The 16,487-nt window shown below is 37.3% G+C and carries 14 protein-coding genes and 1 riboswitch; of the genes, 4 read left to right on the forward strand and 10 right to left on the reverse strand.

Annotated features, from left to right (window positions below; all coding sequences use genetic code 11):
* Nucleotides 1–17 precede the first annotated feature (17 nt).
* Nucleotides 18–2,129 carry a DNA helicase RecQ gene (recQ, locus tag BALCAV_RS02790; RefSeq protein ID WP_004428635.1) on the reverse strand — a complete coding sequence of 704 codons (2,112 nt, stop codon included), beginning with the start codon at nt 2,127–2,129 and terminating at the stop codon, nt 18–20.
* Nucleotides 2,130–3,319: 1,190 nt separating this feature from the next.
* On the opposite strand from recQ, the gene BALCAV_RS02800 reads away from it, so the two are divergent.
* Nucleotides 3,320–4,906 carry an ABC-F family ATP-binding cassette domain-containing protein gene (locus tag BALCAV_RS02800; RefSeq protein WP_040323429.1) on the forward strand — a complete coding sequence of 529 codons (1,587 nt, stop codon included), beginning with the start codon at nt 3,320–3,322 and terminating at the stop codon, nt 4,904–4,906.
* 61 nt (nt 4,907–4,967) lie between these two features.
* On the opposite strand, the gene BALCAV_RS02805 is transcribed toward BALCAV_RS02800, so the two are convergent.
* From BALCAV_RS02805 to BALCAV_RS02825, 5 genes are all read right to left on the reverse strand, one after another.
* Nucleotides 4,968–5,591 (reverse strand): DedA family protein, encoded by a 624-nt coding sequence (locus BALCAV_RS02805; protein ID WP_003321678.1) that lies wholly within the window; start codon nt 5,589–5,591, stop codon nt 4,968–4,970.
* Nucleotides 5,592–5,719: 128 nt separating this feature from the next.
* Complete coding sequence (locus tag BALCAV_RS02810) at nt 5,720–5,923, reverse strand: DUF6501 family protein (RefSeq protein WP_003321677.1); 204 nt, start codon at nt 5,921–5,923, stop codon at nt 5,720–5,722.
* Between the two features lie 194 nt (nt 5,924–6,117).
* Entirely contained in the window at nt 6,118–7,371 is a 1,254-nt protein-coding gene (gene odhB, locus BALCAV_RS02815; protein ID WP_003321676.1) for a 2-oxoglutarate dehydrogenase complex dihydrolipoyllysine-residue succinyltransferase, read from the reverse strand.
* Nucleotides 7,372–7,385: 14 nt separating this feature from the next.
* Nucleotides 7,386–10,235, reverse strand: coding sequence for a 2-oxoglutarate dehydrogenase E1 component (locus BALCAV_RS02820; protein WP_003321675.1), 2,850 nt, complete (start codon nt 10,233–10,235; stop codon nt 7,386–7,388).
* A 614-nt stretch (nt 10,236–10,849) separates the two neighbouring features.
* Nucleotides 10,850–11,131: a hypothetical protein gene (locus tag BALCAV_RS02825; protein WP_003321674.1), complete on the reverse strand. Its 282-nt coding sequence runs from the start codon at nt 11,129–11,131 to the stop codon at nt 10,850–10,852.
* 149 nt (nt 11,132–11,280) lie between these two features.
* Between BALCAV_RS02825 and BALCAV_RS02830 the strand changes: the two genes are divergently transcribed.
* The gene (locus BALCAV_RS02830; RefSeq protein WP_003321673.1) at nt 11,281–11,511 is read left to right on the forward strand and encodes a hypothetical protein; all 231 of its coding nucleotides are present in this window, start codon (nt 11,281–11,283) and stop codon (nt 11,509–11,511) included.
* Between the two features lie 103 nt (nt 11,512–11,614).
* Nucleotides 11,615–12,226, forward strand: coding sequence for a lytic transglycosylase domain-containing protein (locus BALCAV_RS02835; protein ID WP_003321672.1), 612 nt, complete (start codon nt 11,615–11,617; stop codon nt 12,224–12,226).
* A 206-nt stretch (nt 12,227–12,432) separates the two neighbouring features.
* Here BALCAV_RS02835 and queF read toward each other — a convergent pair whose 3' ends face one another.
* The 4 genes from queF to queC are packed head-to-tail and all read right to left on the reverse strand — an operon-like array spanning nt 12,433 to nt 14,740.
* Complete coding sequence (queF, locus tag BALCAV_RS02840) at nt 12,433–12,930, reverse strand: preQ(1) synthase (RefSeq protein ID WP_003321671.1); 498 nt, start codon at nt 12,928–12,930, stop codon at nt 12,433–12,435.
* A gap of 12 nt (nt 12,931–12,942) precedes the next feature.
* A complete protein-coding gene (queE, locus tag BALCAV_RS02845) occupies nt 12,943–13,653 on the reverse strand; it encodes a 7-carboxy-7-deazaguanine synthase QueE (protein ID WP_003321669.1) in 711 nt (236 codons plus the stop codon).
* Entirely contained in the window at nt 13,650–14,075 is a 426-nt protein-coding gene (queD, locus tag BALCAV_RS02850) for a 6-carboxytetrahydropterin synthase QueD (protein ID WP_003321668.1), read from the reverse strand. Before queD ends, queE begins: the two co-directional genes overlap by 4 nt.
* Nucleotides 14,072–14,740, reverse strand: a complete 669-nt coding sequence (gene queC, locus BALCAV_RS02855; protein ID WP_003321667.1) for a 7-cyano-7-deazaguanine synthase QueC — start codon at nt 14,738–14,740, stop codon at nt 14,072–14,074. The genes queD and queC overlap by 4 nt, the downstream gene beginning before the upstream one ends.
* Before the next feature lie 120 nt (nt 14,741–14,860).
* Nucleotides 14,861–14,904, reverse strand: a riboswitch (PreQ1 riboswitch).
* Nucleotides 14,905–15,101: 197 nt separating this feature from the next.
* On the opposite strand from queC, the gene BALCAV_RS02860 reads away from it, so the two are divergent.
* Nucleotides 15,102–16,334, forward strand: a complete 1,233-nt coding sequence (locus BALCAV_RS02860) for an aminopeptidase (protein ID WP_003321666.1) — start codon at nt 15,102–15,104, stop codon at nt 16,332–16,334.
* The last annotated feature ends 153 nt before the right edge of the window (nt 16,335–16,487 follow it).

The raw sequence follows: 16,487 nt of genomic DNA on the forward strand, positions 1-16,487 counted from the left end.
AAAAGATTCGTTCTACCTTACTTCCCAATTACAAATCGAATCTCTTCATAACTAATGGTTTCATCTAGTTGTTCTTTGATTGGTTTTAACTTTTCTGTTCCTACCACATTAACCACTTGTTTAATCTGCTCTACCTTCCACGGCTCCACGTACTTTTCCAAAGAATCGATTTCTCCATTATGCAGCCCTTTAATTAAATGGGATTGAATCGTTCGTTCTGTCAAGCTTTGCTCTTTGGCAATTTCTTTGATCGTTTTTCCACCTGAAAATGCCTCAACAGATTGAAGATAACTCCATGATCTTCGAGATTGGTTAGAAGACTCACCAAAATGGTTAGTAGTTGACACTTTTCTCTCTTGATATTGTAACAAAACGTCTATAAACGCCTGACCATACTGTTCGAGCTTCATCGTTCCAACTCCAGAAATCTGGCTCATCTCTTCCTCTGTTATTGGTATGGCTTGACTCATCTGTTTCAGCGTTTTATCAGAAAAGACTAAATAAGGAGCTACCCCTTGTTCATCAGCCAACTCTTTTCGTTTTTCCCTTAACGCCTCAAACACTTCGTCATCAATTTTCACTTCACTTTTTATTTTGACGATTCGTTGGTAAACTTTTTCTTCCCCTTTTAAAACATTGATTGCTTTATTTGTTAATTGTAATGTAGGATACCCACTATTTGTCGGTTTAATGTATTGTTCTGCACTTAAATAGTCTATAAATGAACCAAGTTCCTTAATCGTCCACTCTTTCATTAACCCATAGGTTGGCAACTGTTCTAATTGAAACTGCCTGAGCTTTTGATTGGATGAGCCCACTAAAATTTGGGCAATGATCGTTTTTCCAAATCGCTCTCTAACCCGCTTTATACATGAAAAGACTTTTTGAGCTTCTATCGTTCTCTCTATTTGTTCATTCTCATTTAAACAATTATTACATTTTCCACAATCTGATACTTCCTCATCCCCGAAGTACCGTAAAATATACGACTGTAAGCAGAGCTCCGTATGGCAATATGAAACCATCTTTTGTAAGTTTCCATATTCTTGCTGTTTACGTTCTTCACTTGCTTCAGATTGTTCAATTAAAAATTGCTGTGTACGAATGTCTTGCGGAGAAAAAAACAAAATGCATTCACTTTCCTCTCCATCGCGTCCAGCACGTCCGGCTTCTTGATAATATGCTTCAATTGTTCTTGGCAATTGATAATGGATAATAAATTGTACATTTGATTTATCAACCCCCATCCCAAAAGCATTCGTTGCAATCATTATTAGTTTTTGATCATTAATAAACGCCTCTTGATTTTCTTGTCTAATGCCCTCAGACAATCCCCCATGGTAATACGTAACTGAAAACCCAAGCTTTAATATTGTCTGATAAAGACTTTCCACTTCTTTACGGGTTGTCGCATAAATAATTCCCGACTGCCCTTGTTTTTGATTTAATAATTGTTTCAAATAATATGGACGATCGACTCCCTTAAATAAGGTTAACGATAAATTATCCCGCTTGTAGCCAGTAGACACGACATTATCCACGGGGATTTGTAAATGTTTGCGTAAATCCTCTTTAACCTCATCTGTTGCTGTTGCGGTCAAAGCTAAAACCGTTGGCCTTTTTGTAAGGGTAGAAAGCCAATTTGGGATTTGCATATAGCTAGGTCTAAAATCATGTCCCCACTCTGAGAGACAATGAGCTTCATCAATAGCAACATTAGAAATTTCGATTTTTTGGAGGCTATTCATAAAGGTCGGATGCTGTAATCTTTCAGGAGCAACATAGACTAAATTATAAACTCCCGCTGCTAGGTTTTCTAATCGATTCATCTCCTCCTTTTTTGTTAATGTACTGTTTATATATGTTCCTTTTACACCAAGTTGGGCAAGAGCATCCACTTGGTCCTTCATTAAAGAAATAAGTGGTGAAATGACAAGTGTTATTCCTTCTGAGACAAGGGCAGGAATTTGATAACATAACGATTTCCCACTTCCGGTCGGCATAATCGCTAACGTATCTTCCCCTTGTAGTACCTGTTCAATGACTTGTTTTTGACCTAAACGAAAATCACTATAACCATAGACCTCTTTAAGAACGAGCCTTGCCTCTTTTATTCCCCTTTTTTGCATTCAAAACACCCTTCATTTATTATTTAACGCTTTAATCATTGACCTGTATGAATCGATCATCATCTGCACTCAGATTTCCTCTGCCATCTAATTGACTCAACTTTCGCAGCGTATGATTGACCCTTAACCGTTGATAGAGATTGATTTGAGGGCGATACCATACTCAAATTGACTTTACATGAACGGTTCAATCGTTGACAGTCTGAACACATCTCTTCGTAGGCTGTTGAAGGAAACTGTTCACTAAAATGAAGTGCTTCGGCTGTCGCTCCCAAAACCATACTCCGCGTCCTGCGGGAACCTGGCGAGCCTCCTCGGCAAGCCTTGCGGGGTCTCGCTCCACGGTTTATTCCCGCGGGAGTCTCCGTATGGTTTTGTCCGCTAAGTGTAGTGGAGATGCTTGATGATATGGCCATTCTCAATCAGCTATTTCTAACGCAGAAGAACCTTCTTCTTCACTTTGTTGGTTATGGAATTAAATAGGTAGTTGCCACCTATTTTTTTCCTAAGTCTGCCGTCATGAAAACACAGGATTCAAATCGAAACAAGCTCGATCATCTAGCTAACGTACAGAGCATCCACACTGATTTGTTTACAACTATAACGGAATTAGTTATTGAAGGAGAAAAATCATTCTCAAGCTCATGTACGTTGAAGTAATGACCGCTTTTTTATTCAATGAGAAAACCGAACCTAGATTCGATTCCATTATCTAGCGGACAAACAGACACGGAGACTCCCGCAGGAATAAACCGTCCAATGAGACCCCGCAAGCGTGAAACGCTGAGGAGGCTCATGAGGTTCTCGGCAAGGACGCGGAGTGTCTGTTTGGGAGCGACCGCCGGAGGGCCTATTATTTTTTTCTTGATGCCAAAGTTGAGTAATTTATTTATAATAAAAAAATAAGTCTTCATCAACAATCATAACATCTCGAACTCGGCCATAACCGGATATAATTTGATTGTACCCGCTTGAAAAGCAACAAGTAAAGTAAACTAAATCCACTAATAACACCCATTCTTTTCATAAAAACTCCTCCTATTTATTATTCTCTCAATCTATCTCAATTCCCCACTAAAAGAAAAAAATTATATAATTTCTTTTATTTTTTTTACGAATGCTCCTCGTTATAGTACAATCATGGTATAATTCTTTATTCGAGTTTAAAATATTGGAGGAAATAGACGAATATGATAACCGTCACAAATGTAGGTCTACAATACGGAGACCGAAAATTATTTGAAGAAGTAAATATTAAATTTACACCAGGAAATTGTTATGGCTTAATTGGAGCAAATGGGGCTGGGAAATCGACCTTCCTTAAAATTCTATCAGGTGAAATTGAGCCTCAACAAGGGGATGTTTCATTAAAGCCAGGCCAACGCCTTGCTGTTCTTAAACAAAACCATTTTGAATACGAAGAATATGAAGTCTTAAGTACCGTCATTATGGGACACGCTAGACTTTATGAAGTAATGAAAGAAAAAGATGCGATTTATATGAAAGAAGAATTTACTGATGAGGATGGCCTTAAAGCTGCCGAACTCGAAGGAGAATTCGCTGAACTTAATGGTTGGGAAGCAGAATCCGAAGCTGCAATCCTTTTAAAAGGCCTTGGTATCACTGAAGAGCTTCATTCGAAAAAAATGAGTGAGCTTTCTGGTTCTGAAAAAGTAAAAGTTCTTCTTGCTCAAGCCTTATTTGGTGAACCAGACGTACTATTACTTGATGAGCCAACGAACCACCTTGACCTAAAAGCGATCCAATGGTTAGAGGAGTTTTTAATTAACTTTGAAAATACGGTCATCGTTGTATCTCACGATCGTCACTTTTTAAATAAAGTGTGTACCCATATTGCCGACTTAGACTTTAGTAAAATTCAAATTTATGTTGGGAACTATGATTTCTGGTATGAGTCAAGTCAATTGGCATCGAGAATGGCCGCTGATGCGAATAAGAAAAAAGAGGAAAAGATTAAGGAACTACAAAGCTTCATTGCTAGGTTTAGTGCCAATGCTTCAAAATCTAAACAAGCAACTTCAAGAAAGAAGCTTTTAGATAAAATTGAGCTCGATGATATTCGTCCATCATCTAGAAAATACCCTTATGTTCATTTTACACCAGAACGTGAAATTGGAAATGATTTATTACGGGTTGAAAACATTTCAAAAACAATCGATGGGGTAAAAGTATTGAACAAGGTCAGCTTTGTTATGAACAAGGATGATAAAATTGCTCTACTTGGGGAAAATGAAATTGCTAAAACAACTTTATTTAAAATTCTTGCTGGTGAAATCGAGCCAGATGAAGGATCTTATAAATGGGGTATTACGACATCACAAGCTTATTTTCCAAAAGACAACTCCGCCTTTTTTGAAGGTAGTGATTTAAATTTAGTCGATTGGTTAAGACAATATTCACCGCAAGATGATAGTGACACGTTTCTACGTGGATTTTTAGGTCGCATGCTCTTCTCTGGTGATGAAGTAAAGAAAAAAGCTTCTGTTTTATCAGGAGGAGAAAAAGTTCGTTGTATGCTTTCGAAAATGATGTTAAGTGGAGCAAATGTCCTTTTATTGGATGAACCAACAAACCACCTTGACTTAGAATCGATTACAGCTGTCAATAATGGTTTAATCAACTTTAAAGGTTCACTTATCTTCTCCTCTCATGACCACCAATTCAATGAAACGGTCGCGAACCGAATTATTGAAATTACAGAAGAAGGAATCATCGACAGTGAACAAAGCTATAATGAATATTTAGAAGCAAAATAATAATAGTAAAAAGGGGCTGTCCCAAAGTCATGAAAATGATCTTTGAGGGTTCAGCCCCTTTTTATTCAGCGACTTTATTTGTCGTTTGATACTTTTTTCGTTTATTTTTAATGATCAATATCGTTAAGACAACAAGGGCTACACCAACGAGGGTGAAAATAAGTTGCTCGACAAAAGATGTCCAGTCGGTTATCGTACGACCATAGTGAAATCCAAGAAAAAAATACAAACTTAACCAAACTAAAGCTGATGAATGAGCAATTAACACAAATTGTAAATAACGAAAGCGTGCTAAGCCGACACTAAACGGAACCGCATGACGAGCAAATGGGAAAAAATAACTGAATGAGGCGGCTTTTAATCCAAAGCGCTCTAAAAGCTCCATTCCTTTTATTGCTCGTTTTGTCCAAACAGTTGGCTTCTTTGCTGTTTCCGTGTGAGGTATGACTTTTTTATTTGCAAAATAACCAATTGAATATAATATCGTTCCATGCAAAAAAATCGCAGAAAAAATCGTTAAAAAAGCAGGCAAAGGAGATAAAAAAGAATACGTTGAAAAATACCCTCCTGCCATTAATAACACTTCATTAGGAACCGGAAAAACAAATAATCCAATTGCAAAAAGAATAAACAATGCGGCATATCCGTGCTCTAGAACAAACTGATAAACCGTTGTTAAATCCATCGCTCCAATCCCTTTCCTCAAAACATCTCATATTATACTAATAGTGTAACTGATTAAGAGAAAAAAAGGAAAGAATAACCCTTTTTAGGAAAGCACTCCTTCAAAAAAAAGAGCCAGCATTAGCTAGCTCAAAGTTCGCGGAAATATTCCTTATAATAACCGCCAATTTTTCCTGTATTATCAATAACAAAATAAAATTCTTCTGTTTCATTTTTTAACTCATATTTTTTTCCAACTGTTAAAGCTTCATTCACTTTAAATTTTTTCGCCTCTGTATGGACACATTCAATTTCACGAATTGTTTTTGCCTCTTGCCATGTTTGATGAATCATTTTATTGCCCCCTTCCTTATGTATCTGTGTTTCTTTATATTATAATAGCTTTTGAATCATTTGCAAAGGCTCTATAGTATGGCAGTGTAAAGCTAGTCGTCAATTTCGAATATAATACAAAACGACGAGAGGTTCCTATCAACTTCTCGTCGTTTCGTTTGAAAGGGCCTATTCAGCGGTCCCTTCTAATGATATTAACCTTCTAATAATAATGATTCTGGATCTTCTAGTAATTCTTTTACTCTTACTAGGAAACCTACCGCTTCTTTCCCATCAACGATACGGTGATCATAAGATAAAGCGATATACATCATAGGGCGGTTTTCGAAGTTTTCTTGATCGATAGCAACCGGACGCCATTGAATTTTATGCATTCCTAAAATCCCGACTTGTGGAGCATTTAGAATTGGTGTCGACATTAATGAACCGAATGTACCACCATTTGTAATGGTAAAGCTTCCTCCTTGCAAGTCACCTAAAGCTAATTTATTATCACGAGCTTTTTTACCAAGTTCTCCAATTTCTTTTTCAATTCCAGCGAAGCTTAATTTATCTGCATCACGTACAACCGGAACGACTAATCCATTATCTGTTGAAACGGCAATACCGATATCGTAGAACTTTTTCATTAAGATTTCGTCGCCTTGAATTTCCGCATTTAAAAGCGGGAATTCTTTTAATGCACCAATAACGGCTTTTGTAAAGAATGACATGAACCCTAATTTAACACCATTTTTATCTAAGAAAGCATCTTTACGACGTTTACGTACGTCCATAACAGCTGTCATATCAACTTCATTAAAAGTCGTTAACATCGCCGCTGTTTGTTGGGCTTCTACCAAACGTTTTGCGATTGTTTGACGACGGCGTGTCATTTTAATACGTTCTGCTGGTTTTCCATCATCAGAAGTCGTTGCCGCAGGAGCTACTGATTTTTGTGGTGCAGGAGCTGACTTTTCTGCTTTTTTCGGTTGATGGTTTTCAACATCTTGCTTACGGACACGACCTGTTGGGTCATTTGTCGAAACATCATTTAAATTAATTCCTTTTTCACGAGCTAATTTACGAGCAGCTGGAGACGCTAATGGACGTCCGCCTTCAGAAGTAGAATCCTCTTCTTTTTGCTCACCTTTAGGCTCTGATTTTTCTTCTTGTTTTGCTTCTGCTTTTGGTTCCTCAGCTCCAGTGTTACTTGAATCGCCGCTTTCAGAGCCGTTATCGTCAATCACTGCGATTACTTCACCAACTTCAACCGTGTCACCTGGCTCCTTTTTTAATTCTTTAATGACACCAGAGTGCTCTGCCGTTATTTCTAAATTCACTTTATCTGTTTCTAATTCAGCAATGAAATCGCCTTGATTTACATATTCCCCTACTTCTTTTAACCACTGTGCTATTGTTCCTTCTGTAATCGATTCTGCTAATTCAGGTACTTTAATTTCAATCACGACTTACGGCCTCCTTATTTTTTGCGAGTCAAAGATTCTGTAATGATGCGTTCTTGCTCTGTCTTATGGGCAATTGGATTTCCTTCAGCAGGACTTGAACGGAATGTTCTTCCAATATAACTAACATTCACATTTTCTGGTGTAATATCACGGATGCGTGACTCCATAAACGGCCAAGCTCCCATATTTTTTGGCTCTTCTTGAACCCAAATAACTTCTTTTAAGTTCTTATAGTTAGCAAATAATTCACGAATTAGACGTTTAGGGAACGGATATAGTTCCTCCACACGAGCAATATGAAGCCAATCCCAATTCTCATCATCTGATTTCTTGTCAATCCGTTCTGCTAAATCGATCGAAACTTTTCCACTACATAAGAGAATACGTTCTACTTTATCAGCTTTTTCACCTAAGCCAGGCTGTTCAAGCACAGGTAAAAATTCGCCTTCAGAAAAGACTTTCGCATCAGAAGAAGCATAAGAATTTCTTAATAAACTCTTTGGCGTCATAATAATAAGTGGACGAACCGAATCCTTCTTTAAGATCGCCGCTTGACGACGTAAAAGATGGAAATATTGAGCGGCGGATGAACAGTTTGCAATCGTCCAGTTGTTTTCAGCAGCTGAGACTAAGAAACGTTCCACACGGCCACTTGAATGCTCGGGCCCTTGACCTTCATAACCATGAGGTAATAAAACAACAAGGCCTGATTTTTGCCCCCATTTTGCACGTCCAGCCGCAATCCACTGGTCAAACATCACTTGTGCTCCATTGGCAAAATCACCAAACTGAGCTTCCCACAAAACTAAAGTCTCAGGAGATTGGACATTATAACCGTATTCAAACCCAACCACTGCCGCTTCAGATAATGGACTATTATAGACAGCAAAGGATGCTTTCGCACTTTCAAGTTCTTTTAATGGCGTATAAAGTTCATTAGAGTCTTTATCATGTAAGACAAGATGTCGTTGTACGAATGTACCACGCTCTGAATCTTGTCCAGATAGACGAACAGGCGTACCGTCAGAAATAATCGATGCAAAGGCTAAGACTTCCCCATGAGCCCAGTCGATCTTTCCACCCTCTTCAAATCCATCTAAACGTCTTTTTAGTATTTTGCCTAGTTTATCGTTCACTTTAAATTCATTTGGCCACTTTAATAAATCTTCATTGATCTGCTTTAATGTATCAAAATCTACAGCCGTCTTAACTTTCGGTAACCCGTTTACAATAAAGTCCGGTTGCGAGATTTTTACATCATGCTCAGATTTCTTTGAAGCTACCTTATCATACTCAGTACGTAAGTATTCCAATGTTTCCTTATCCAAATCACTTCCGTACCCTTTTTCAATCACTTTTTGCTCTGTTAAATAGTCCGCATAAATGGCACGTACAGTTGGATGTTTTTTAATTCGACTATACGTTTCAGGTTGAGTCACAAATGGATCATCTGTTTCATTATGACCTAGTCTACGATAACCAACTAAGTCAATTAAGAAATCTTTTTTGAAACGTTTACGATATTGGAATGCTAAATGAATAGCGGCCATACATGCTTCAGGGTCATCAGCATTTACGTGAAGGATTGGAATTTCAAATCCTTTAGCCGGGTCACTTGAATATGTAGTCGAACGAGAATCATACGTTTCCGTTGTAAAACCAATATTATTGTTGGCGATAATATGTAATGAGCCACCAACTTGATACCCTGTTAAGCGACTTAAATTCAAAGTTTCAGTTACAATTCCTTGTCCAGGAAAAGCAGCATCACCATGAATTAAAATGGAGTACGCTTTTAAAGTATCTTGAACGGGTTCACCCTTATTTGAACGATCTTCTTGGGCGGCTCTTGCATAACCTTCGACAATCGGACTTACAAATTCAAGGTGACTTGGGTTGTTCGCTAGTGTGACTGTTGCTTCAACAGTATTTTCTTCCTTAATTTGGCGGTCGGCTCCTAAGTGATACTTCACATCACCTGTCCAACCGTTAATTCCTGTCGCACTTTCAGACGATAAGTCTTCTTTAGGTGCATGTAAAAATTCAGAAAAAATCATATGATAAGGTTTACCTAATGTGTGCGTTAATACATTTAAACGTCCACGGTGGGCCATGCCAATCATAATGTTTTCTGTCCCTTCATGAACAGATTCACGAACGGCTTCATCTAGCATTGGTACGAGAACATCTAAACCTTCTATAGAAAATCGTTTTTGCCCAACGAATGTACGATGAATAAATTTTTCGAATCCTTCTACTTGTGTTAATCGCTTTAATAAATTAATTCGTTGTTGCGTCGATAAATTCGGTAAATATAAGTCAGATTCAACCATCTTATATAACCAATTTCTTTCCTCTTCGTCTTGAACATGTCCAAATTCAAAGGCAACCGTTTGGGTATAGACCTTTTTTAAATGTTCAATCGCTTCAAAACCGTCCTTCACATAAGAAGGAGCATTAGGACAGAGCATATCTACAGGTACTTGTCTTAAATCTGCTTCTGTTAAATCATAACGACTTAACTGGAGCAATTCTTCATTTTTAAATTCTTTTTGAATCGGATGAATGTCAGAAGCCAAATGTCCCTTCATTCGAATGGTATCTGCTAATTTCACAGCACCAACAATCTTCCTCATCATGTCCGTTCCTACAGTTTGTTTAACTGCTGGAACTTCTGCTGCAATGAACCTTTCTTCGTCATTTGACGATGGTGGCGGACCTAACGTATCAAAGAGTGCTCTAAGCTCTTCATCAACCGCATCTGGGTCTTTTGTATACTCCTCATAAAGTTCAATCGCAACGCCAAGGTTCGGACCATGAAACCCTTTCCATGACTCACTTGGTTTGTTCTCCTTGCTGGACATGTGACAAAAACCTCCTAAGTTACTTTTAAGTCAAATCATCAGAAGTTGAATAAAATAACGCTTTCATTGACATTTTATCATGAATAAGTGGATGACTCAAAGGTTATCTATCCAAATTCATAGATTTGTCTAACGATTTTTCAAATTACGACTTTTGTTACATTTTGAACCCTTGTAAATGAATTTAATCATCCTATTAGAGTGTAAATCTTTTTTTTCTGAAAATCTAGTGATTTGTCATAAAATATTCTTAATTTCGTAACTTTTTTTCACTATTTACAAACAAGCACAAAAAGTTTGTTTACTTCGTTAATTCTGACAAAAAAGAATACTTATTTAAACCCACTGAAAAAATAAGATTTTTGCGTAAAACACTAGATATTCTCCAATAGTTTGTCCTTTATTCTCTTATCGGGTAATAAACAACAATTATGTTAGCAGATATAAACATCTCCCCCCAATTAGACATATAAACCGTATTATTTCAGCAGGTTATTTATTCTTTTTTTGCTAAAAAAATCTTATAAAAAAAGCCTGTCATTCTATCTTTTATACCCTCAAATAACTAATCTGTTGTCCAGGTGCAACTTTTATTGTACTGTACCTTCATTTTTTTATAGATTTTGATTTTGAAACCAACTAATCAGTTGCTCTTTTTCACTTTCTGTAAATTGATACTTGGCACAATCACACCCTTCTTCTAAAAGAACCACTTGAAGCACTTCCTTATCTTGATTTACGATTAATAAAGCTTCTGGTTCCATCAGATCATCAGGTAGGTCATTAGACTCAAACTGGATTACATAATGGGTCCAATATTGTATTTGCTCTTCTCTAACTATTTTGAGTGGCTTTAATGTAAATTCTTTATATTTTTCAAAATTTAAATCAATCAATGTTCTTGCTCCTTTTCCATTCCCCTTTTGTTTACCGTCCTATATTGTATAAGGTTTTATGGATTAAGTAAAATGTTTCAACCCAATTTTTACTATTTGTGTATAAAAATAAACTCTTTCCTTCATCCTAGTGATAAAGGAGGTGGATCATGGAATATTTTGTCCAGCACAAAGATGAACATAACAGTAGTTTAATAACTGTTGATACCGATAATCAGCGTTATATGATTCAAAAGGAGGATACAAGCGGACGAATTTTTGACACTCCGCCAGCATTATTAGCATGGATCAAAAAAAATTGGAAACCTACCGATTTAGAAAAGCCAGAGGTGTATCAAGAGCTTTTACATGAAATTGCTGAAGAAATGAGAGGAAATTAAACCCATCCCTTATTTATTATGTTCTAATCCGTTAAAAGGGATTTCCATTCGGGTTTTTGTCCGTTATAATGTTGAGAGGATGAATAGAAGGGTGTCGTTTTGAATGTTAAAAAAGATATTCTTCATTTTCTTCTCCTTCTTAGTTCTTTTGGTCGTTGTATTAATCATGACACCTACGGATAAAATTCGAGAGCTTAGTTATCGTAGCTTGATTAGCCAACATCAAATTCCTGAGGATTATCTTGAACTCTACACTGAGGCAGCAGATGAATATGATATCCCTTGGGAGTTACTAGCCTCGGTTCACCGGGTGGAAACAATCTTTTCTACGATGGACCCTCTTGTAAGCCCAGTAGGAGCATTAGGCCATTTTCAATTTATGCCTCGTACATGGGTTGGGTGGACATATCCTGGTGGTTCACTCGGTGAAATTGAAGATGAAGTGGACATTACGGAGCTTTCTTTAATTGCAGAACACGGGGGCTACGGCGTAGATGGTGATGGTGATGGAATTGCCGATCCGTTTAATATTGTAGACGCTACTCATTCTGCCGCCAAATATTTGGCTGACCACGGGGCAGCGGATGGTCACTATGAAAAAGCGCTATTTGCCTATAATCAAAGTCAAGACTATGTGGATGAAGTAATGAAGTATTTTGAACAGTATATGGAAGAATATGAATTAATCACATTGCGTCATGTTTATGATTATTAAAATATGAAGCAGCAAAAAACACCGCTCCTTCACACATTTTGTTGTGAAGGAGCGGTGTTTTTATGCTTTCAATTTATTAAGCGATAAATCCTTTGTAAAAATCAATAAAACCATGACCGAAACTAGCGGATAAAAGAAAGCGATGCTTATTTTCACTGCATTGAACTTAAAGAGAAAGTAACAAAAAAACAGCTAGTAAGCCACCATTATCTATTATCAATATTCTCCGGATACAAATCATGATTCATTAAACGATAATTCGCGATTTCCTCATACTTTGTTCCTGGCTTTCCATAGTTTGTATATGGATCGATGGAAATACCACCACGTGGAGTAAATTTGCCCCATACCTCGATATAGCGTGGGTCCATGAGCTCTATTAAATCATTCATAATAATATTCATGCAGTCCTCGTGGAAATCTCCGTGATTACGGAAACTAAACAAATAGAGCTTTAATGACTTACTTTCAACCATCTTTTCACCTGGAATATAACTTATATAAATCGTTGCAAAATCCGGTTGTCCTGTTTTTGGACATAGTGAAGTGAATTCCGGACAATTAAACTTAACAAAATAATCTCGGTTTGGGTGTTTATTATCAAAGGATTCTAAAATGCCTGGGTTATAACTGAACTCATAGCTCGTGCCTTGATTTCCCAATAATGTCACACCATCTAATTCTGAATCTTTTCGACCACTCATTAATAAAACCTCCTAAACGCCTCTTTTATTGCCCCATAATAGTGTGTGCAATTGTGGCAAAACTTTTGCATCATTCATTACTTGCGAATCAATCGTTCGCTCAATTAACCATTCATAACGATTTAAAAGTTGCTGTAATAAGTTGTGATTCTCTTCCGTTTTTGCATCCTCATTCCCCACTTGTAAATAAAAGGGTACGTCTGGATAACGCTTGTGAATGGTTTCAGCATAATCAAAGTCCACATCATCAAAAATGACGACTTTAAGACTAATGTTACGATCGGATAATTTATGAATAATCTCATCTAATTTTTCCAAATTGGTTTCCATTTTCGAACTTGGCGGTTTTGGTGAAATCGTAACTTCATCAATATCCAATAACCAATCTTGCCAAATCGAACCTTGTGTTTCGATCGCTGTTTGTATCTGTTTCTCTTTTAATAAATCAACTAGTGCCGCAATACCTTTATGCAAGGCTGGATTCCCACCTGAGATCGTTACATGAGAAAAGTTATCGCCACCGATTTGTTGAAGCTGCTCGACAATCGCTTCTGCTGTCATCAACGTACTTTTCCCGGTTCCATCCCATGTGAAGGCCGAATCACACCACGAACAGCTATAATCGCAGCCCGAGGTCCGCACAAACATCGTCTTTTGTCCGATGACCATGCCTTCACCTTGAATAGTCGGCCCGAAAATCTCCATTACCGGAATTTTTTTCATTCTAATTCACTCGCCTTTGGACGGTAGACAACATAACTTGTCGGTGTTTCGCGCACGATCGTTTGAATACATTTTGGCTGATTTGTTTGTTGTTTTAAAAACCGGTTGATCTCTGTCGTTATCGTTTCAGCTACGACTTCTGTTGTTGGATGTTTCCCCTTAAAATCAGGATGATCATTTAAAATCGAATGATCATATTTTTTATGAATTTGGTCTTTAATTAATTTAAAATCAATTAAAAAACCAAGCTTATCGAGTGCATCGCCCACTATCGTCACATTTATCGTATACGTATGACCGTGAACCTTTTGACACTTCCCAGCTAAATCATTATCAATATAATGAGCCGCAGATAAGTGCATATCTTTATTTAACTCATAACGGTATGAATGTGGAACTTGAGGATAGTAATTATAGATCATGATAATTCCTCCCCTTTTTCTTCGAGGTATAAATCAAGACCATTCTTTCTTAATTGACAGGCTGGACATTTTCCACAGCCTTCCCCTCTCACTCCTTCATAACACGTTAATGTCTTATTTCGAACAAAATCAAGCACACCTAATTCATCTGCTAATTGCCATGTCTTTTTTTTGTCTAACCACATTAACGGCGTATGAATCACAAACTGATGATCCATCGCTAAGTTTAAGGTGACATTTAATGATTTAATAAAACTATCACGACAATCTGGGTAACCACTAAAATCGGTTTCACATACTCCAGTTACAACATGTCTCGCACCGATTTGTTTGGCATATATGGCTGCAAAAGAGAGAAATAAATGATTTCTACCTTCAACAAAAGTAGAAGGTAGTTCCCCGTCTTTACCAGCTTCAATTTCGATATCATCCCTTGTCAATGCATTAGCCGATAATTGACTAATGAGCTGCAAGTCTAATACTTTAAAGGAAACGCCTAACTCATCTGCAATTTCCTTTGCACATTCAATTTCATCTCGATGTCGTTGTCCATAATCAAAGGTCACCGTAGCCACTTCCTTAAACGTTTTGAGTGCCCAAACGAGACAGGTTGTGCTATCTTGGCCTCCACTAAATACAACAACAGCTTTTTCATCTTTTAACATTACGCTTTCCCCCTTATTTTTAGAAGAAAGAGCGTCCGTTCACTCCTGCTTTGAAAATCAAAGCGCTTAAAAAATATCCAAAAAAATAAGACCAAGTACTTCAATATAAGTACAAAGTGATCTTGTATAGTTTTTTATAGAGGGAGTTTGCGAACCTCTTATGGTACGAATTTCACTAAAGCATAACAAACATCATAACATAAAAACATGAATGGTAGCTATTCTTTTTAAGCTTTGTTAAAATAATGACTAGAATGGTTAATTGGTTCAACTGGATAAGAATGTAATCCGTTCAAAATTTCGATCCATTGGCCTTACATATGTAAAAAGATTGAAAATTCAAAGAAAAAGAGGGATAGTCATGACAACTTTTGACCAAAAATTAAAAAAGTATGCCGCTTTAGCTGTTGAAATTGGTGTCAATGTTCAAAAAGGACAAACATTAGTCATTCGTGCTCCATTATTTGCCGCTCCACTCGTTCGACTTGCGACAGAAAGAGCTTATGAAATTGGTGCCAAAAACGTGCATGTCGATTGGAACGACGAAGAAATTACTAGACTGAAGTACAATCTTGCACCAGATGAAACCTTTTTAGAGTACCCTGAGTGGATCGCAAAAGGGTATGAGGAGATGTGCGAAGACGGTGCTGCCTTCTTAAGCATTACAGGTGCTGATCCTGACCTTTTAAAAGGTGTAGATCCTGAACGTGTTTCTAATGCGAACAAAGCAAGTGGAAAAGCAATGGAAGGTTTCCGTTCTTATATGACAGCTGATAAGGTGAGTTGGTCGATTGTCGCAAACCCTTCAGTAGGTTGGGCGAAAAAAGTATTCCCTGATCTAAATGATGAAGAAGCGATTGAAAAACTATGGGAAGCAATATTCCAAGCTACAAGAATTAACGAAGAAAATCCTGTTAAAGCATGGAAGGCTCATTTAGCTTTACTTGATCAAAAGATGACTATTTTAAATGAAAAACATTACAGTGCTCTTCATTATACAGGTGAAGGAACGGATTTAACGATTGAATTACCTGAAACTCATTTATGGGTGAGTGGAGGCAGCGTCAATAAAGATGGTGATTCCTTTGTTGCCAATATGCCAACAGAGGAAGTTTTTACAGCAGCCAAAAAGACGGGTGTAAATGGAGTCGTTCATAGTACAAAACCATTAAATTATGGTGGAACTGTCATTGATAACTTCTCTTTAACATTTAAAGATGGTGCCGTTGTAGACTTTACAGCTGAACAAGGCTATGAAACGCTAAAACGTCTAATCGAAACGGATGAAGGTTCTCGTTATATTGGCGAAGTTGCCCTCGTTCCACATGATTCACCAATCTCAAATACAAACATTCTTTTCTACAATACGTTATTTGATGAAAATGCCTCTAACCATTTAGCTTTAGGTGCTGCTTATGCGTTTAATATTGAAGGTGGTAAAGAAATGGGAAAAGCTGAACTCGAGGAAAACGGTTTAAATACAAGTATTACTCATGTTGACTTTATGATGGGCTCAGCCAAAATGAATATTGATGGCATTAAAGCAGATGGCTCAAAAGAAGCTGTCTTCCGTGAGGGCAACTGGGCTTTTTAACTTACTTCCGAAAGAAGTCTCCCTCTTCAAGCGTGTGAAGGGCGTAGCCCAACGATAAGGGGGAGATGAATTTCGGTTGGGCGTTAGCACAAAGGCTTTTTTCTTTTGACTTTTCCCCCAATGTGCTATAATCAGTCTTATAAAGTATAAGGA

It is taken from the genome of Alkalihalobacillus alcalophilus ATCC 27647 = CGMCC 1.3604 (assembly GCF_000292245.2).
GTDB lineage: Bacteria > Bacillota > Bacilli > Bacillales > Bacillaceae_D > Alkalihalobacillus > Alkalihalobacillus alcalophilus.